The sequence below is a fragment of the Nocardioides antri genome (genome assembly GCF_008373765.1).
GTDB classification, from domain to species: Bacteria; Actinomycetota; Actinomycetes; order Propionibacteriales; family Nocardioidaceae; genus Nocardioides; species Nocardioides antri.
This window is the reverse complement of record NZ_VUJW01000002.1, coordinates 318838-336710: the sequence shown is the minus strand read 5'-3', so window position 1 is coordinate 336710 and position 17873 is coordinate 318838. Positions and strand designations below refer to the sequence as shown.

Below are 17873 nucleotides of genomic sequence, written 5' to 3'. Positions count from 1 at the left end.
CCACGACCCGATCCAGGGCGCCCCCGGGCTCGGATGAACGCCGCCCACCGCGCTGGCAGACCCTCAGCGCGAGAAGTAGGCCTTCACGCTGACGAAGGCGTCCGGGAAGGTCGTCGGGCCGGGGATGGTCGTCGTGCCCCGCCCGGGCACGGTGACGAGCCCGCCGAGGTCCTGGACATTGACCGCCTGCTGCGACCGTCCCGGCGGTGGGTCCTCGTACTCGAGCAGCGCGACGCGCACTGGCACGGGTTCGCGGCTGGGGTTCGTCAGCCGGACCTGCGCATACTCACCGCCTCCGACCACGTTGCCCCGACTGTCGATCCGGTCGGTCAGGACCACGTCGCGGATCTTCGCCGGGAAGGGCACCTCCTCGACCTGCTCGACCTGCACGCGGACATCAGCCACGTCGCGGAAGCCAGGGCCCTGGAATGCGAGGACGTCGATATCGGTGAACCTGGCCGGAATGATGTGGCGTCCCGAGTCGGTGCCGTACGCGGTGGTCGTCGTCAGCCCCGGAAGCTCCTGTCCGTTCGCGTCGAGGGGCGCGAAGGTCAACCGCAGAGCGACGGCCGACGACCCCCGGTTGCGGATCGACAGGGTCTGGTCGATGACACCCGACCTGCCGATCGAGTCGTAGTGGAACGACAGGTCGGCTGCCGTCGTCGGCCGGCCGTCGCGCGCCCTCCATCGCATGGGCTCAAGCTAGCCCACCGGCGCAGCCGCACGGGGCTGCCGCCCGGCGAGAGGGGCGCTGGTCAGCCCTCGAACCGGACCGCGTCGCAGTCGGGGCAGAGGAGCTCCCGGACCTCCATGCCGCAGTCGGACTCGACGCTCACCAGTCGCCATGTGTGCTCGTGTGCTGCGGGTGCCGGCAGCAGGGCGGCACCCGGCGGCTCGTTCATCGCACTGATCTGTCGGAGGAGCGCTGGACGTGCACGTGGCGGTGCCAGGGCGGCGGCACGTGCGACCGGACGATCGCCAGCAGGCCTGCGGCCACCAGGATCGTCCCCACGACGGCGTCCACCATGGAGCTTCCGAGCGTGATCGCGTCGAACGCGAAGGCCACCCCGAGCAAGGTCAGGACGACTCCAAGCCCCATGTACATAGGGAGGTCGATGCCCGGATCGCGGCGGTTCATACGTGAAGAGTCGGAAAGGCAGTCCGGAGCCGCTCCGGTGCTACCGTCGAGGGGACGGACGGCTCCAGCAGCCCAGTTCAGGTGCTGCGGTTATCGCCGTCCGGAAATGAGGCCGTCATGGCCACCCTCGCACCTCCCCTTCTGCAGCTCCAGAAGGACCTGACGAACCGGCCGTACGCCGGGGGCTGGTGGCCCGCGGGCGACGGCATGTCCCACGAGCTGCTCGACCTGATGCACCGCTGGCCGGCCGAGCTGCCGAAGATCGTCAGCTACGCCTACCTCCACGAGGACTGGGACCGGAGCGAGGACGCGGTTCCGACCCGCTACCGCACCCGGACGCTGATCCTGGTGCTTGCCGACCGGTCGAGCTGCCGGCTGCTGCAGCTCCCTCCCGACACGCCTGCAGAGGTCGCGGAGGAGCTGTTCGGCGAGGCGACCAACCACCACTCGACCTGGAAGCGTGTGGACTTCGTGAGCACGTTCCGGTCACCGACACCGCGCGAGCACCACGTCCTCAACGCCGACGGGACGAGTCGATGAGCTCCCTCCGCCTCACCATCGGCGGCCCTCCGGGGCGGGACCGCCTCGACGGCGGCTGGTGGCCGCACAGTCGTGACCTCGCCACCGAGTTCGCCGCGCTCGTCGACGGCTTCCCGGCGGAGCTCGGCCGCGTCGTACGAGCCGTGTACTCGCCGCCGGACTGGGACGACTCCCCACGGCGGGTCGCCGTGACCGGCCGCTTCGTGAAGGTCGGGAAGTTCCCCAGCGACGACACGCACGTCATCTACCTCACGACCTCGGACCGGGTCACCTACTGCCTCCTCGTGGTGCCGCCTACGTTCGACGCGGCCCAGGGCGCCGAGGCGATGCTGGCGTCGGCCACGCCGGGGAACCGGCACCGGGCGGGCGAGCTGCTCGAGGTCGTGACCAACGAGCTGCCGGTCGACCCCTCCGGCATGTGGGCGTCCGAGGGCGCCCGGTAGGCCTCAGGAGACGCGTTCGAACCTGATGCCCGCCGTCTGCAGCCGCGCGAGCAGGGCATCACCCATGGCGTGCGCGGTGGTGACCTGGCCGGCGGTCGACGGGTTGTCGTCGAGCGCGAGGCACATCGCCGACTCGGCCAGCATCTTCGCGGTCTCCGTGTAGCCGGGGTCGCCGCCGGAGACCTTGGTGCGGACCTGCACGGTCCCTGAGCCTGTCGAAGGGTTCGTCTCCCCGACGAACTCGACCGTGAACCACGAGGCGTCGCGCCGTCCCTCGGACGGACCCGTGCCCTGCGGCACCCGCTTCTTGAGCAGGTTCCGCACCGGCGGCACCTGCGCCGCGACCGCGAGCGCACCGGCACCGGCCGCCCCGCCCGCGGCGTAGCGCAGGGTCTTCGTGCCGGCGTAGTGGGAGTACCGGAAGTCGGGGCCGTACGCCGGCAGCGCGCTGCCGCTCCGCGCCACCACGAACGGGTCGATGGTGGGCAGCGGGACCAGCCAGTAGCCGAGGACCTTGTCGCGGCCCGGCTTCCCGGCGACGGCCTTGGAGCGACGGTCCTCGGGACGCTTCTCGAGCCGCTTGCGGGCCTGCATCGCGTCGCGCATGTGCTTCGCCCGGGCGAACGCGTTGAGGGCGGAGTGGAACGTGCCGCCGGAGAACGTGCCGTTGGACCGCGCCACCCCCCGCATCGACACCGGGGTGGTGATCTCGCCCCCGACCTCGTCGGCGAGCTGCTGGATCGTGAAGTACGCCCCGAGGTCGTGCGGGACCGAGTCGAACCCGCACGCGTGCACGAGCCGCGCGCCGCTGGCCTCGGCGGTCGCCTGGTGCTCGACGTACATCCGGTCCACGAACTCCGGCTCGCCAGTCAGGTCGGCGTAGTCGGTGCCCTCCTGCGCGCAGGCGGAGACGAGCGGGGCGCCGTGCTCCAGGTAGGGGCCGACCGTCGTCGCGACCACCTTCGTCTGCGCGGCCAGGTCCCGCAGCCCCGCCTCGTCGGTCGAGTCGACGACGAGGAGGTCGACCGATTCAGCACCGACGCCCAGCCGGTCGCGGACCTGCTCGAGCTTCTCCTTGCTCCGACCGGCGATCGCCCACCGGAACCCGTCGGGTGCGTGCGCGGCGAGGTAGTCGGCGGTGAGCCCACCGGTGAAACCGGTGGCTCCGAGGAGCACGACGTCGTACGAGCGGGGGGAGCCTGGTGACTGAGCCATTCCGGCATCGTCGCACTCTCCCGACTTCCGATGGAACCTCCCGGGGTCGTAGTCCCGTCGTACGGTCAGCAGCCCAGTATCGGAAGTGCATCGGAGAGCACGTGGATCGTGACAGCGAGGCGGCGTACGCCTCCTACGTCGAGCAGGCCTGGGGGTCGCTCGTCCGTGCCGCCGTCTTCCTGGGGGCCCTTCCCCACGAGGCCGAGGACATCGCGCAGACGACCCTCGTCCGGTGCTACACGGGCTGGGACAAGGTGAGCAGCGCCGACAACCGCGACGCCTACGTCTACCGGATGCTCCTCAACTGCCTGCGGGACACCCGGCGCACCCGGTGGTGGAAGGACCGGGCGGCGACGGGCACGCTGGAGGACGGCGGTGCGCGGACCGCGGTGAGTGACGGCGCCGACGCCTTCGCGCTCGCCGACGCCGTGCACCGCGCCCTTTCCTGCCTGACCAAGCCCAACCGCGACGTCGTGGTGCTGCGCTACTTCGTGCAGCTCACCGAGCGGCAGACCGCCGACGTGCTCGGCGTTCCGACGGGCACGGTCAAGAGCCGGCTGTCCCGCTCGCTGGCCCAGCTTGCTGCGAACGACCACATCCTCGACCTGAGTGGAGGGGCGTCGCGATGACCGACCTCGAGAACCTCTGGGACGACCTGCCCGTCGGCAAGCCGCCCACGAACGACATCCTGCGCGCCGGCCGCAAGGCCGCAGGCGCACCCGGGAGGCGGCACCGCCTCCTGGTCCGGCCGCTGCTCACCGCCGGGCTCGCCACCGGCCTGGTCGCCGCCTTCCTCGCCGGCACCGTCGTCGACGGCGGCGACGACTCGGGCGGCTCCGGCGACGCGGGAGCGGGCGACCAGCCCAGCCACGTCGCGTTCCAGGCCGACCTGGAGGCCGCCGCGTCCTGTGACGAGCTGCTCGCGGCATACGTCGACCGCGGGCTCCGCCGGGTCACGGCGTGGGGCTGGGACGAGCCGTACAACCCCTACTGGGGGCGGAGCGGCACGTTCGGGACTGTCATCGACGAGCTGAGCGTGGATCGCGATCTGAGCCTGAGCGACACGAACGCGGTCGTCGAGGGCTACCTCTCCACCAACCAGCGCTCCGCACAGGACGCCCCCATGACCGAGCGCGCCGAGAACAGCGACACCGGCACCAACGTCCAGGAGATCGGCGTCGACGAGCCGGACGTCGTGAAGACGAACGGCGACCTGCTGCTGCGGCTCCGCGACGACGAGCTGGTCGTCTACGACGTCACCGGCGACGAGACCGAACGGCTCGCATCGGTCGACCTGCCCGGCCTCGAGGAGGGCGAGATCATGCTCGCCGGCGACACCGTGGTCGCGGTCGGCATCGACGAGGAGGCACCGCGGGCGCGGTCGTCGTACGACGTCGGCGCGCCGCTCGGCACCCGGGTCCTGACCGTCTCGCTCGCCGACCCGGCGAGGCCGGAGGTCGTCGACGACGTGGCCTACGACGCCCGGCTGCTGTCGGCGCGCCAGCACGGCGACGCCGTACGGCTGGTGCTGTCGAGCGGGCTCCCGGACCTCGGGTTCGTGCACCCCGGCAAGCAGTACGGCCGGCGTGCGGCGCTCGAGAAGAACCGCGACCAGGTGGAGAGCTCGACGATCGAGGACTGGCTGCCGACGCTGACGGCGAACGGCGAGGACCCTGCGCAGCTGCTCGACTGCACCAATGTGGCGATCCCGTCGGACGAGCTGACCCTCGACACCGTGAGCGTGGTCGGGTTCGACGCGGCGGCGCCGGCCGAGGTCGACGCCATCGGCCTGGCGGGGGCGACCGACATCGCCTACGAGTCGGTCGACCACCTCTACCTGGCCGCGAGCCCGAGCTGGGGCGACGGCTTCGACTGCATCGGCTGCATCGGCTCCCGCATCATCCCGAGTGTGCGGGGCGGCAGCACCTACCTGTTCGACTTCAAGCTCGACGGCACGAAAGCCACGCACGTCGCGTCGGGCGAGGTCGAGGGCGCAATCGCGGACCGGTGGGCGATGGACGAGGCCGGCGGCGTGCTGCGGGTCGCGGTCGCCCCGACGTCGGAGACCGGCAACTTCAACTCGGTCGTGACGCTCGGGCGTGAGGGGCAGGACCTGGTCGAGATCGGCCGGCTCGACGAGCTCGGCCGCAACGAGGACATCAAGTCGGTGCGGTGGTTCGACGGGCTGGCGATCCTCGTGACGTTCCGCCAGGTCGACCCGCTCTACGCGATCGACCTGACGAACGTCGAGAAGCCGAGCCTGATCGCGAAGCTGAAGATCCCCGGGTTCTCCTCCTACCTCCACCCGCTCGGGCCCAAGCGGCTCGTCGGCATGGGCGAGGGCCCGGTCGGCGGCGGCCGGTGGGGCGCCCAGGCCGGCCTGTTCAACGTGGCCGACCTGGACGACGTGCACCGGATGGACGTCCAGCACTACGCGCCCGGCACCGACGCGCTGGCCGGCTCCGACCCGCGCTCGTTCACGTTCATCCACGACCACCGCACGATCCTCACCGTCATCCAGGACCGCCGGAGCAGCCTGGTCGGCTACCTGTCGGTCCTCCGGATCCAGGACGGGGAGCTGCACAACCGGATGGTCCAGGTGGAGTACGGCGACGACGTCGACCAGGTGCGCGCCGTACCCCTGCCGGACGGGCGGGTCGTGCTGGTCACGGGCGAGGACGTGGAGTTCTTCGACCTGCGGGACCGGTCCTAGGGCGGGTCTGGGGCGGGGGTTCGCACGGCCCTGCGTGGAATACCCGGTCGACCGGGTATTCCACGGGTTGTCAGCCACTGCAGGAGCGGACAACCCGTGGGAAAGGCGGACAACCCCGGCGCACCGCCCGGCGGCGTACGCTCGAAGCATGTGCCGCAACATCAGGGTCCTCCACAACTTCGAGCCGCCGGCGACGACGGATGAGGTGACCGCGGCTGCGCTGCAGTACGTGCGGAAGGTGAGCGGGACGACGAAGCCGTCCCAGGCCAACCAGGAGGCGTTCGACCGCGCCGTCCGCGAGGTCGCCCACGCCACCGAGCACCTGCTGGAGGCGCTGGTCACGACCGCCCCGCCGAAGGACCGTGAGGTCGAGGCCGCCAAGGCGCGCGAGCGGGCCAAGCTCCGGTACGGCTGATCGGTCCTCATGAGCTCTCGGCTCGAGGAGGCGTTCGCGGCGGTCCCCCGCCGCGACTTCCTCCCCGCACGGCAGCACCGCTACGCCGACCTCGACCAGGCGCTCGACATCGGGTACGGCGTCACCAACAGCCAGCCGACCACCGTGCGCAACATGCTCGCGCTGCTGGACCCGCAGCCCGGTGACCGGGTGCTCGACGTCGGCTCCGGCTCGGGCTGGACCACCGCCCTGCTCGCGCACCTGGTCGGCCCCACCGGCTCGGTCGTCGGTGTCGAGCGGATCCCGCAGCTGGTGGAGGCGAGCCGCGCCAGCCTGGGCGACCGGTACCCGAACGCCGAGGTGCACGAGGCGGAGCCGCGGGTGCTCGGCTGGCCAGCGGGGTCGCCGTACGACCGGGTGCTGGTGTCAGCAGCGGCCGGGGCCGTCCCGCACCAGCTGCTCGAGCAGCTGGTGATCGGAGGCGTCCTGGTCCTGCCGGTGGACGGCGTCATGCACCGCGTGGTGCTGAGCCCGGAGGGGCCGGTCGTGGAGAAGCACGGGCGCTATCTGTTCGTGCCCCTCATCGAGGACTGACCGGCCCGTACTCTTGCTGCCGTGACGACGGCACCGGCGACCACCGCGGCAGCGGAGGCGCTCGCCGTGTGCGCGGACCGCCCGCTGGTGGCACTGACCGGGGCGGGTCTGTCGACCGACTCGGGCATCCCGGACTACCGCGGGCCCGGGGCGCCGGCGCGGATGCCGATGACCTACCAGGAGTTCGTTTCGGGCCTGGCGGCCCAGCAGCGCTACTGGGCGCGCTCCCACCTCGGGTGGTCGCGGATGCGGCGGGCGCAGCCGAACGCCGGCCACCGCGCGGTCGCCGCGCTCGGCGCGGACCTGGTGATCACCCAGAACGTCGACGGCCTCCACGAGGCGGCGGGCACGCCGCGACTGGTGGCGCTGCACGGCCGGATCGCCGACGTGGTGTGCCTGTCCTGCAGGAGTACGACGGCCCGCGCCTCCCTGCAGCAGCGGCTGGCCGAGCTCAACCCCGGTTGGGTCGAACGGCACGCGGCCGTCGCCAGCCGGCCCGACGGCGACGTCGACCTCGACGACACCGACGACTTCGTCGTCCCCGCGTGCCCGACCTGCGGCGGCGCGCTCAAGCCGGACGTCGTGTTCTTCGGCGAGAACGTCCCCCCGGCGCGGGTCGAGCGCTGCTACGCCGCGGTCGAGGCGCTGGCCGGCTGCGGGGGTGCGCTGCTCGTCGCCGGGTCGAGCCTCACCGTGATGAGCGGACTCCGGTTCGTACGGCGCGCGGCCAAGCTCGGCGTGCCCGTCGTGATCGTCAACCGCGGCCCGACGCGCGGGGACGAGCTGGCGTCGTACAAGGTCGACGCGGGGACCTCCGACTGGCTGCCGGAGCTGGCAGCGCGGCGACTCAGAGGCGCTTGACGAAGATGTGGTCCGCGGCCTCGGGGAAGATCTCGGCGGTCTCCCCACCGGAGCCGACGAGAACGCCGTCGGCCGTTGCCTGGATCGTGATCGTCTTGTCCGGCAGGGCACCGACCCGGCGCATCGCGCTCATCAGCGCCTCGTCCTTCTGCATCTCCTCGGAGATCCGGCGGACCAGGGCGCGGCTCGACTCCTCGCCGGCGGCCTTGGAGAGCGGCTCGACGTCGGACATGAACTCCTCGCCGACGCTCTCCTGGCCGAGCTCGGCGAGGCCCGGGATCGGGTTGCCGTAGGGCGACTCGGTCGGGTGGTCGAGCAGCTCGAGGAGCCGCCGCTCGACGGTCTCGGAGATGACGTGTTCCCAGCGGCACGCCTCCTCGTGGACGAGCTCCCAGTCGAGGCCGATGACGTCGGTCAGCAGCCGCTCGGCGAGCCGGTGCTTGCGCATGACCCGGGTGGCGAGGCGCTGGCCCTCCTCGGTGAGCTCGAGGTGGCGGTCGCCCTCGACGGTCAGGAGGCCGTCACGCTCCATCCGGGCGACCGTCTGCGACACCGTGGGACCGCTCTGGTGCAGGCGCTCGGCGATCCGTGCCCGCAGCGGCACGATGCCCTCCTCGACCAGCTCGTAGATCGTGCGGAGGTACATCTCGGTGGTGTCGATCAGGTCGCTCACCCGCACATCCTCTCCCATGGCGCCCACCAACCGCACGCCAGCGACTTTGTTTGGCAGGCTCTACGTCATGCCCCCCTCCGCACCGCTCGTCGTGCCGAGCCGCTTCCACGGTCCTCCGAGGTCCGGCAACGGCGGCTGGACCGCCGGCGCCCTGGCCGAGCGACTGGCCGAGCGGCTGGCCGACGACCACCCCGGTCGACCGGTCACGGTCGCGCTCCGGCTCCCGCCGCCCCTCGACACCCCGCTCGACGTGACCCCGACGGAGACCGGGATCGCGGCCTCCATCGACGGCCGCACCGTCGCCGAGGCCCGGCTCGCCGAGACCGACCCGACACCGGTCCCGCCGGTGTCGATGTCGGCGGCCGCCGATGCGGAGACCCGCTACCGGGGCCACCGCGACCACCCGTTCCCCTCGTGCTTCACGTGCGGGCCGGACCGCCCCGAGGGCGAGGGGCTGCGGATCTTCGCCGGCCCCGTCGCCCGCTCCGACGCGCTGGTGGCCGCCACGTGGACGCCGTACGACGTGAGCGTGCCCATCACCTGGGCGGCGCTCGACTGCCCCGGCGCCTGGGCGAGCGACGTCGACGAGCGGCCGATGGTGCTCGGGACGATGACGCTCCGGATCGACCACCTGCCGGTCACGGGCGAGCACTACGTGGTCGTGGGCGAGGTGCGCGGGGGCGAGGGCCGCAAGACGTTCACGGCCTCGTCGCTCTACGACTACGACGGCGGCCTCCGCGCGACCGCCGAGCACGTGTGGATCACCGTCGACCCCGACACCTTCTGAGGGCGCGGGTTCTGAGGGTCCCGGAACGACTCAGCCGCCGAGCGCCTCGTTGTAACGACTCAGGGTGGCGGCGAAGTCGAGGATCTCGTCGGCCGTCCAGTCGCCGAGGCGCTCGTCGTACCACTTCCGGCGGGGCTCGACGACGTCGTGGATGCGCCGCGCGCCCTCCTCGCTGACGCTGATCAGGGTCGCCCTGCCGTCGGCCGGGTCGCGCGTGCGGTCGACGAGGCCGAGGTCGACGAGGTGCTGCACCTGGCGGCTGATCGCGCCCTTGTCGACGTCGAAGACCGCGCACAGCGCGGAGGCGCGCAGCGGTCCCTGGTCGAGCAGGTAGCCGAGCATGAGGTACGACGACGACTGCAGCTCCGGGTGCACCGCGTGGGCGCGCTCGGCGATCACCCGGCGTACCCGCCGCATCATCACCCCGACCTCGCGCTCGAGCTCGCGGAGGGCCTCGGGACGACTGGTCACGGGACGACATCCTCCCCGACCGGCTCCACCTCGCCGGTGGTGGTCCGCAGCGGGACCTCCTCGATGAGGAGGACGCAGACCAGGGCGATCACGACCAGGGGCACTGCGATCAGGAAGACGTGGCCGGTCGCGTCGCCGAACGCGGTCTCGTAGACGACACGGACGGGCGACGGGAGCTCGGCGAGGTCGGGGATCGCGCCGTGGTCGTGGTCGAGCCCGCGCAGCTCCGCCGGGGTGAGGCCGCCGCCGGAGGCGAGGCGCGTGATGCCGGCCTTGGCGTCGTCGGCGACCTGGTGGGCGAGCACCGCGCCGAATGCGGAGACGCCGATCGAGCCGCCCATCGAGCGGCAGAACGCGACGACTGAGCTCGCGGCGCCGAGGTCCTGCGGATCGGCGGTGTTCTGGACGGCCAGCACGAGGTTCTGCATCGTCGCGCCGATGCCGAGGCCGACCACCAGCATGTAGCCGGTGACGACCACGAGCGGCGTGCGGGCGTCGATCGTCCCCAGCAGGACCATGCCGACGATCACCAGGACGGTCCCGCCGACGAGGTAGCGCTTCCACAGCCCGGTCGAGGTGATGAGCCGCCCGGTCACCGTGCTCGACACGAGCAGGCCGCCGACCATCGCGATCGACATCAGGCCGGCCTCGGTGGGCGACATGCCGCGGGCGAGCTGGAAGTACTGGCCGAGGTAGACCGTCGCGCCGAACATCGCCACACCGACCATCACCGAGGCGACGGTCGCGAGCGCGATGGTCCGGTTCCTGAACAGCCGGAGCGGGATGATCGGCTCGGCAGCGACCCGCGCCTCGACGTACACCGCCGCTGAGACGAGCAAGAGTCCGCCACCGACCATCAGCGCCGTGGTCCCTGAGAGCCACCCGAAGTCCGTGCCGGCGAGGGAGACCCAGACCAGGATCACGCTGACCCCGGCCATGACCAGCGTGGCGCCGGCGTAGTCGATCGACACGTCGTCGCGGCGGACGACCGGCAGGTGCAGCGTCTTCTGGAGCACGACGAAGGCGAGCGCCGCGATCGGCAGGCCCACGAAGAAGCAGCCCCGCCAGCCGAGCGGGCTGTCGACGACGAGGCCTCCCAGCAACGGCCCGCTCACCGTGGCGGTGGCGAAAACCGCGCCGATGTAGCCGCTGTAGCGACCGCGCTCGCGCGGCGACACCATCGACGCGATGACGACCTGGACCAGCGCGGTGAGGCCGCCGATACCCAGGCCCTGGATCGCGCGAGCGCCGATCAGGACGCCCATGTCGGGCGCGAACGCCGCGACCAGAGACCCGGCCGAGTAGATGACCAGCGCCGCCTGGACGAGCAGCTTCTTGCTGGTGAGGTCGGCGAGCTTGCCCCAGATCGGGGTGGTCGCCGTCATCGTCAGCAGGGTTGCGACGACGACCCAGGTGTAGCCGGTCTGGCTCCCGTGGAGGTCGGTGACGATGGCCGGCAGCGCGTTGGTGACGACCGTGCTCGACAGCATCGCGACGAACATCGCGAGCAGCAGGCCGGTGAGCGCCTCCATGACCTCGCGGTGCGACATCCGGCCGGTCTGCTCGGCGGTGGGTGCCTGGGTCACGCGGCAGCCTCGGTTTCCCTCGATTGGTTGTCGAGGTCAACTTTATGGCCAGCTAGTTGTCCAGGTCAACTACGTGCGGACGCCGCGACCGGCAGCGCAGCGTCACCCGGTTCCCGGTGGCGTAGCCCCGCACGGCCCGCAGTGGCTCGGGAAGGGTGGCCAGCAGGTCTGCCCAGTCGAACTGCTCCTCGATGTCGAAGTCGTAGACGTCGAGCATCACCTCGAGCGCGGGCACCGACGGATACCCGGCCAGCGCCCGGCCGCCCTGGGAGAGATCGTCCTTGGCGGCGTGCCCCTGCACCGCCGTCCGGTTGGTGAGGACCCGCACGAGGGGTTCCTCGCTCGGGAAGACCTTGGTGTCGAGAATGCAGTACTCCGCCCCCACCTCGGCGATCCCGCGGAACAGCTCGCCGTACCGCAGCGTGTGGTAGACGAACCCGAGGCAGAGCACCACGTCGACGTCGAACTCGCCCTCCTGGAGCACGCGGAACATGTCGCCCTGCCGGAACTGGTAGCTCTCCGGCGGCACGCCGTACTGCTCGAACAGCCGGTTCGCGTGGTCGACCAGCGAAGCGCGGGCCTCGACGCCGATCACGTGCTCCGCACCTGCTTTCAGCGCTGCGAAGGACCAGCGGCCGTCGTGGCTCGCGAGATCCAGGACGCGGGCGCCGGCCAGGATGTCGCGGTTCGCCTCGATCATGGCCTGGTGGCGCAGGTCGAGCCGGCGGGGGAACGCCGCCGTCCTGCTGGACTCGTAGAAGGCGGGGTAGTCGTCGAAGAACACACCCCTCCAGACGCGCGAGCGACCCCGAGGTTGCCCGCGACCAGCTCGCCAAAAAGGAGCGACCCGCAGGCGTGGTCCGTGAGGACCGCACCGGGGGACGTGCCCGGTTCGCCTGCGGGTCGGGTGGCTGCTGTGGATTGGCCGGCAGCCCGGCATCAGAGATCGGGGTGATCCCACCCCGTCGCTGGGGTCGCCTAACCGGCAACCACCTCACGCGTCCTATAGGAACTCATTCCTCGGATCACCTCCTTTCTCGTGTGCGACCACGGTAGGTCGGCACCCCAAAGAGGCACAACGCAATATTTCCGCCGGGTTCCGTCAGACCGCTACGGCGGCGAACTGGGCCGCGTGCAACCGGGCGAACGGACCACTGCGCTCGAGCAGCTCGGCGTGACCGCCCTGCTCCACGATCCGGCCGTGCTCCATGACGAGGATCAGGTCCGCGTCGCGGATCGTGGAGAGCCGGTGGGCGATGACGAACGACGTGCGGTCCGTGCGCAGCGCCGCCATCGCCTGCTGCAAAAGCAGCTCGGTGCGGGTGTCGACCGACGACGTCGCCTCGTCGAGGATCAGCAGCGCCGGCCGGGCCAGGAACGCCCGCGCGATGGTGATCAGCTGTCGCTCGCCCGCGGACAGGTTCGAGCCCTCGTCGTCCACCCGGGTGTCGTAGCCCTCGGGCAGCGAGTGGACGAAGCGGTCGACGTACGTCGCCTGCGCGGCCTCGCGGATCTCCTCCTCGCTCGCCCCCGGGCGGCCGTAGGCGATGTTGTCGCGGATCGTGCCCTCGAACAGCCAGGTGTCCTGGAGCACCATGCCGATCCGGCTGCGCAGGTCGGCGCGCGGCATCGCCGTGATGTCCACGCCGTCGAGCGTGATCCGGCCGGCGTCGAGCTCGTAGAACCGCATGATCAGGTTGACCAGCGTCGTCTTGCCGGCGCCGGTCGGACCGACGATCGCGACCGTCTCCCCCGGGCGCGCGACGAGGGAGAGGTCCTCGATGAGCGGCTCGTCGGGCTCGTAGGAGAAGGAGACATCCTCGAAGCGCACTTCACCGGTGGTCTCGAGACGGTCGCCAGAGCAAGGTTCTCGACCAGCGGCGGCGTCCGCCACCTCCTCGTCGGCGTCGAGGAGCTCGAAGACCCGCTCGGCCGACGCGACGCCCGACTGCAGCAGGTTGGCCATCGAGGCGATCTGGGTGATCGGCTGGGTGTACATCCGGGAGTACTGGATGAACGCCTGCACCTCCCCCAGCGTGAGCGACCCGCTGGTCACCCGGAGGCCGCCGACCACGGCGATCACGACGTAGTTGAGGTTGCCGATCAGCATCATCACGGGCATCACCAGGCCGCTGACGAACTGCGCGCGGTACGACGACTGGTACAGCTCCTCGTTCGCCTCGGCGAACTCCGCCTCGACGGCCCGGCGCCGACCGAACACGGTAACCAGCGCGTGGCCGGAGATGGCCTCCTCGACCTGGCCGTTGAGCCGCCCGGTCTGCCGCCACTGGTTGATGAACTGCTTCTGCGAGCGCTTCATGATGCGGCTGGTCACGATCATCGCGAGCGGCACCGAGACCAGCGCGATGACCGCGAGCAGCGGCGAGACCCAGAACATCATCCCGAGCACGCCGACGACGAGCATGAGCGAGGTCAGCAGCTGGCTCATCGTCTGCTGGAGGTTCTGCGCGACGTTGTCGATGTCGTTGGTGACCCGGCTGAGCAGCTCACCGCGCGGCTGCCGGTCGAAGTAGGCCAGCGGCAGCCGGTGGATCTTGTCCTCGACGTCCGAGCGCATCCGCCGGACCGTCTCCTGCACCACGTCGTTGACGAGCCAGCCCTGCAGCCAGCCGAGCACCTGACCGACGACGTAGATCACCAGCACGAGCAGCAGCACCCGGCCGACCGCGTCGAAGTCGACACCCGGCCCGGGCTCGATGCCGAGCGTCGACGCCGTCTCCGCGAACGCCGGGCTGTCGTCCGCCCGCGACGCGATGAACCCGTTGAACACGATGTCCGTCGCCTTGCCGAGCAGCCACGGCCCGACCGCGACGGAGGCGACGCTGCCCGCCGCCAGCAGGAGCACGGCGACCGCGCGCCACCGCGCCGGCCGGAGCAGACCGAGCAGGCGCCGCCCCGAGGCGCGGAAGTCGTGGGCCTTCTGGCCGACCATCCCGCCGCCCATCGGGCCGCGACCGAAGCCGGGCCCCTGGACCACCCGCTCGGTCTGCTTCAGCGTGGCGGGACTCTTGCTCGTCGAGACCGTCATGCCGGCGCTCCCTCGACGAGGCCCTGGCTGACCGCGATCTCCTGGTAGGTCGGGTTGGCGGCCACCAGCCGGTCGTGGGTGCCGCGGCCGACCACCCGCCCGTCCTCGAGGACGAGGATCTCGTCGGCGTCGCGGATGGTCGCGATCCGCTGGGCGACGATGACGAGCGCGGCGTCGCCGGTCGCGACGAGCTCGGCGCGGAGCGCCGCCCGCAGCCGGGCGTCGGTGGCCACGTCGAGTGCGGAGAACGCGTCGTCGAAGAGGTAGATCTCCGGGCGTCGTACCAGCGCGCGGGCGATCGCAAGCCGTTGCCGCTGGCCGCCGGAGACGTTGGTGCCGCCCTGGACGATCGGCGCCTCCAGCTGCTCGGGCATCGCGCTCACGAAGTCGGCGGCCTGCGCAACCTCCAGCGCCCGCCACAGCTCCTCGTCGGTCGCGTCCGGATTGCCGTAGCGGAGGTTGGAGGCCACGGTCCCGGTGAAGAGGAACGCCCGCTGCGGCACCAGCCCGATCCGCGACCAGAGCAGCTCCGGGTCGAGGTCGCGCACGTCCACGCCGTCGACGAGCACCCGCCCGGCGGTCGCGTCGAGCAGCCGGGGCACGAGGTTGACCAGCGTCGTCTTGCCGGCGCCGGTCGACCCGATCACGCCGACCGTGCGGCCCGGACGCACCGACAGCGAGACGCCCTCGAGCACCGGCGCCTCGGCGCCCGGATAGGTGAAGCCGACGTCCTCGAGGTCGAGGTGGCCGGCGACGTCGACGGTCGTCACCGGCGCGACGGGCGGCACGATCGACGAGTCGGTGTCGAGCACCTCGGCGATCCGGTCGGCGCTGACCGACGCCCGCGGCACCATCATCAGCATGAAGGTGCCCATCATCACCGACATCAGGATCTGCATCAGGTAGGCGAGGAACGCGGTCAGCGCGCCCACCTCCATCTGTCCGCTGTCGACCCGGTGGCCGCCGAACCAGATCACGCCGACGCTGGCGACGTTCGACACCACCATCACCAGCGGGAACATGGCCGCCATCCACCGACCGGCCGTCACCGACATCGCGGTGAGGTCGTCGTTCGACGCCGCGAAGCGCGCAGTCTCCTGCGGCTCCCGGACGAACGCGCGGACCACCCGGATGCCGGTGATCTGCTCGCGGAGCACGCGGTTGACGTCGTCGAGCCGCTCCTGCACCGACCGGAACGCCGGCACCATCTGCGAGACGACGACCCCGATGCAGAGGAACAGCACGGGCACGACCGCGACCACCAGCCACGAGAGCCCGAAGTCCTCGCGCATGGCCATCACGACGCCGCCGACCATCATGATCGGGATCGTCACCGCCATCAGGCAGGTCATCATCGCCAGCATCTGCACCTGCTGGACGTCGTTGGTGGCACGGGTGATCAGCGACGGCGCGCCGTACGACGCCACCTCGCGGCTCGAGAACGTGCCGATCCGGCCGAACACCGCCGCCCGCAGGTCGCGCCCGAGCGCCATCGCCGCCTGGCCGCCGAACCAGGCCGACGACATCGAGCACGCCGCCTGGACCAGCGCGATGAACAGCATGACCCCGCCCACGCGGACGATGTATCCGGTGTCGCCCCGGGCGATGCCGTTGTCGATGATGTCGGCGTTGAGGCTGGGCAGGTAGAGCATCGCGACGGTCGCGGTGAACTGCAGCACGACGATGGCCCAGAGCCAGCCGCGGTACGGCGCGAGGTGCTCCCGCAGGAGCCGGATCAGCACGAGGGTTCGTTCCCGTCGCGCGCGACCACGCCGTAGAGCACGGTGTCGACGATCTGCTCCGCCGACAGCGGCTCCCCGGCGGCGACCTTGGGATGGGTGCCCGAGAACGTGAGCAGCCGGAGCACCCGCACGACCTCGGCAGCGGGCAGCACCAGCTGGTCCTGGTCAGGGCTGAGCACGTCGACCATGGCGTCGAGCGTGCGCTGCAGCGCGTCGGCCCACTCCGGGTCGTCGGGCGGTGGCTCCGGCGGGCCCGCCATCCCGAGCTTCCGCATCAGCACGAAGACGCCGGAGTAGCGACGCTGCATCAGCCCGACCAGCGCGAGGGCACGGTCGCGCAGCGGCGCGTCCAACGGGATCGACCGGAGGTCGTCGATCATCCGTCCGGGCCGGAACGCCTTCGCCACTGCCGCGTCGACCAGCTCGTCCTTGGACGCGAACACCCGGAAGATCGTGCCCTCGGCGACGCCGGCGGCCTCGGCGATGAGCCGGGTCGTCACCGCGCGCCCGTGCTCGTGGAGCAACGGCAGGGTCACCGCGACCAGGGCCTCGCGCCGCTCCTCGGGCGACATCGGCCGGGCCCGTCCCCGTCGCATCACGTCCACCCCAGCAGCCTAAATGAGTGAGCACTCACTCACAAACGGCTTATCCCCGTTGCTCCGCCATCCCGCACGAAGGACGATCAGGGCATGGCCGTCGAGATCCGGGAGCCCGATCCCACGTCGTACGACGCACTGGTGGAGCTGCGCATGGCGCGCAGTCCCCGGCTGCGCCGGGCGCAGGCGGAGTGGAACTTCGTCCATGCCGACGAGATGGAGGTTTTCGCGGTCCGCGCGGCGTACGTCGACGGCGTGCTCGCCGGTTGGGGCAACACCCTCCGCGGCCCCTGGTTCCCGCCGGGCTTCGCGATCGTCAACGTCACGGTGTCGCGCGAGCACGAGCGCCGGGGCGTCGGCGGCGCGCTCTACCGGGCGCTCGTCACGACCCTGCCGCCGTCGGTCGAGATGCTCGGGGTCGGCGTCGAGGACGACGACCCTGCGTCGCTGGAGGTCGCTCTCGCGCACGGCTACGAGGTCGTGCAGCACGGCATCGACTCCGAGCTCCCCCTCGTCGACCTCCCCGAGCCGGAGCTCGCGCCCGGCGTGACGGTCGAGGACGCCACCTCCCTGCAGTTCCCCGACGAGGACGAGGTCGAGGAGATGCTCGTCGACAGCCAGACCAACCCCGAGGCGGCCGAGGGGTTCGTGAGCCGGCTCGCCGACTACCGCCGGATGACCGCCAAGGCCGAGCAGCCGATCGCGGCGCTCGCGCGCGTCGACGGCGCTCCGGCGGCGATCATCATCGGCGAGATCAGCGAGGGTGTCCTCGGCATCGCCTACACCGGCGTCGGGAAGCGGTTCCGCGGCAGGAACCTCGCGTTCACGCTGAAGCAGTACGGCCACCGGCTCGCAGCCGAGGCCGGCGCCACCCTCTGCCACACCATGAACGAGGAGAGCAACGCCGGCATCCGCCACGTCAACGCGAAGCTCGGATACGTGGTGACCGGCGGCGTCTACCGCACGCGCGGGCGACGCGAGCTGGTCACCTGACGGCGAGGTTGCTGCCAGGTGGACCAGCGGGCGTGTGGCCGGTTCTCGATCGGGTAAATATTGCGACGGATCGCGCAC

General features: G+C 71.3%; 20 protein-coding genes. 9 read left to right on the top strand and 11 right to left on the bottom strand.

The features are described 5' to 3' along the window. Positions 1 to 63: 63 nt before the first annotated feature. From F0U47_RS06055 to F0U47_RS06050, 3 genes are all read right to left on the bottom strand, one after another. Positions 64 to 693: a hypothetical protein gene (locus F0U47_RS06055; protein ID WP_149749412.1), complete on the bottom strand. Its 630-nt coding sequence runs from the start codon at positions 691 to 693 to the stop codon at positions 64 to 66. 62 nt (positions 694 to 755) lie between these two features. Then, on the bottom strand, positions 756 to 902 hold the full coding sequence (locus tag F0U47_RS21010; protein ID WP_188111186.1) for a hypothetical protein: 147 nt from the start codon (positions 900 to 902) through the stop codon (positions 756 to 758). Further along, positions 899 to 1099: a hypothetical protein gene (locus F0U47_RS06050; RefSeq protein WP_149749411.1), complete on the bottom strand. Its 201-nt coding sequence runs from the start codon at positions 1097 to 1099 to the stop codon at positions 899 to 901. Before F0U47_RS06050 ends, F0U47_RS21010 begins: the two co-directional genes overlap by 4 nt. Positions 1100 to 1255: 156 nt before the next feature. On the opposite strand from F0U47_RS06050, the gene F0U47_RS06045 reads away from it, so the two are divergent. Both F0U47_RS06045 and F0U47_RS06040 read left to right on the top strand, forming a co-directional pair. Beyond that, positions 1256 to 1678 (top strand): DUF5994 family protein, encoded by a 423-nt coding sequence (locus tag F0U47_RS06045; RefSeq protein ID WP_149749410.1) that lies wholly within the window; start codon positions 1256 to 1258, stop codon positions 1676 to 1678. Then, the gene (locus F0U47_RS06040; RefSeq protein WP_149749409.1) at positions 1675 to 2121 is read left to right on the top strand and encodes a DUF5994 family protein; all 447 of its coding nucleotides are present in this window, start codon (positions 1675 to 1677) and stop codon (positions 2119 to 2121) included. The genes F0U47_RS06045 and F0U47_RS06040 overlap by 4 nt, the downstream gene beginning before the upstream one ends. A gap of 3 nt (positions 2122 to 2124) precedes the next feature. Here the strand turns inward: F0U47_RS06040 and F0U47_RS06035 are convergent, their stop codons facing one another. Then, positions 2125 to 3336, bottom strand: a complete 1212-nt coding sequence (locus F0U47_RS06035) for a saccharopine dehydrogenase family protein (protein ID WP_149749408.1) — start codon at positions 3334 to 3336, stop codon at positions 2125 to 2127. A gap of 101 nt (positions 3337 to 3437) precedes the next feature. Here F0U47_RS06035 and F0U47_RS06030 point away from each other — a divergent pair, with 101 nt between their 5' ends. The 5 genes from F0U47_RS06030 (at position 3438) to F0U47_RS06010 (ending at position 7898) form a co-directional block, all read left to right on the top strand. Next, positions 3438 to 3965 (top strand): SigE family RNA polymerase sigma factor, encoded by a 528-nt coding sequence (locus F0U47_RS06030; RefSeq protein ID WP_149749407.1) that lies wholly within the window; start codon positions 3438 to 3440, stop codon positions 3963 to 3965. Beyond that, complete coding sequence (locus F0U47_RS06025; RefSeq protein WP_149749406.1) at positions 3962 to 6049, top strand: beta-propeller domain-containing protein; 2088 nt, start codon at positions 3962 to 3964, stop codon at positions 6047 to 6049. The genes F0U47_RS06030 and F0U47_RS06025 overlap by 4 nt, the downstream gene beginning before the upstream one ends. Positions 6050 to 6197: 148 nt before the next feature. Next, complete coding sequence (locus F0U47_RS06020) at positions 6198 to 6464, top strand: DUF2277 domain-containing protein (protein WP_149749405.1); 267 nt, start codon at positions 6198 to 6200, stop codon at positions 6462 to 6464. Between the two features lie 9 nt (positions 6465 to 6473). After that, a complete protein-coding gene (locus tag F0U47_RS06015) occupies positions 6474 to 7037 on the top strand; it encodes a protein-L-isoaspartate O-methyltransferase family protein (RefSeq protein ID WP_149749404.1) in 564 nt (187 codons plus the stop codon). Between the two features lie 21 nt (positions 7038 to 7058). Continuing rightward, positions 7059 to 7898, top strand: coding sequence for a Sir2 family NAD-dependent protein deacetylase (locus tag F0U47_RS06010; RefSeq protein ID WP_149749403.1), 840 nt, complete (start codon positions 7059 to 7061; stop codon positions 7896 to 7898). On the opposite strand, the gene F0U47_RS06005 is transcribed toward F0U47_RS06010, so the two are convergent. Beyond that, positions 7885 to 8571, bottom strand: a complete 687-nt coding sequence (locus F0U47_RS06005) for an iron-dependent transcriptional repressor DtxR (protein WP_149749402.1) — start codon at positions 8569 to 8571, stop codon at positions 7885 to 7887. The genes F0U47_RS06010 and F0U47_RS06005 overlap by 14 nt on opposite strands. A 67-nt stretch (positions 8572 to 8638) precedes the next feature. On the opposite strand from F0U47_RS06005, the gene F0U47_RS06000 reads away from it, so the two are divergent. Continuing rightward, on the top strand, positions 8639 to 9358 hold the full coding sequence (locus tag F0U47_RS06000) for a hotdog family protein (protein WP_149749401.1): 720 nt from the start codon (positions 8639 to 8641) through the stop codon (positions 9356 to 9358). Between the two features lie 30 nt (positions 9359 to 9388). On the opposite strand, the gene F0U47_RS05995 is transcribed toward F0U47_RS06000, so the two are convergent. From F0U47_RS05995 to F0U47_RS05970, 6 genes are all read right to left on the bottom strand, one after another. Continuing rightward, entirely contained in the window at positions 9389 to 9829 is a 441-nt protein-coding gene (locus tag F0U47_RS05995) for a MarR family winged helix-turn-helix transcriptional regulator (protein ID WP_149749400.1), read from the bottom strand. Continuing rightward, positions 9826 to 11415 carry an MDR family MFS transporter gene (locus tag F0U47_RS05990; RefSeq protein WP_246159481.1) on the bottom strand — a complete coding sequence of 530 codons (1590 nt, stop codon included), beginning with the start codon at positions 11413 to 11415 and terminating at the stop codon, positions 9826 to 9828. The genes F0U47_RS05995 and F0U47_RS05990 overlap by 4 nt, the downstream gene beginning before the upstream one ends. Positions 11416 to 11467: 52 nt before the next feature. Further along, on the bottom strand, positions 11468 to 12199 hold the full coding sequence (locus F0U47_RS21005; protein ID WP_188111185.1) for a class I SAM-dependent methyltransferase: 732 nt from the start codon (positions 12197 to 12199) through the stop codon (positions 11468 to 11470). A gap of 318 nt (positions 12200 to 12517) precedes the next feature. After that, positions 12518 to 14464 (bottom strand): ABC transporter ATP-binding protein, encoded by a 1947-nt coding sequence (locus F0U47_RS05980; RefSeq protein ID WP_149749399.1) that lies wholly within the window; start codon positions 14462 to 14464, stop codon positions 12518 to 12520. Further along, positions 14461 to 16206 (bottom strand): ABC transporter ATP-binding protein, encoded by a 1746-nt coding sequence (locus F0U47_RS05975; protein ID WP_149749398.1) that lies wholly within the window; start codon positions 16204 to 16206, stop codon positions 14461 to 14463. The genes F0U47_RS05980 and F0U47_RS05975 overlap by 4 nt, the downstream gene beginning before the upstream one ends. Then, positions 16200 to 16802, bottom strand: a complete 603-nt coding sequence (locus F0U47_RS05970; protein WP_246159486.1) for a TetR/AcrR family transcriptional regulator — start codon at positions 16800 to 16802, stop codon at positions 16200 to 16202. The genes F0U47_RS05975 and F0U47_RS05970 overlap by 7 nt, the downstream gene beginning before the upstream one ends. Positions 16803 to 16895: 93 nt before the next feature. Between F0U47_RS05970 and F0U47_RS05965 the strand changes: the two genes are divergently transcribed. Further along, positions 16896 to 17795 carry a GNAT family N-acetyltransferase gene (locus F0U47_RS05965; RefSeq protein ID WP_149749397.1) on the top strand — a complete coding sequence of 300 codons (900 nt, stop codon included), beginning with the start codon at positions 16896 to 16898 and terminating at the stop codon, positions 17793 to 17795. Positions 17796 to 17873: the final 78 nt, after the last annotated feature.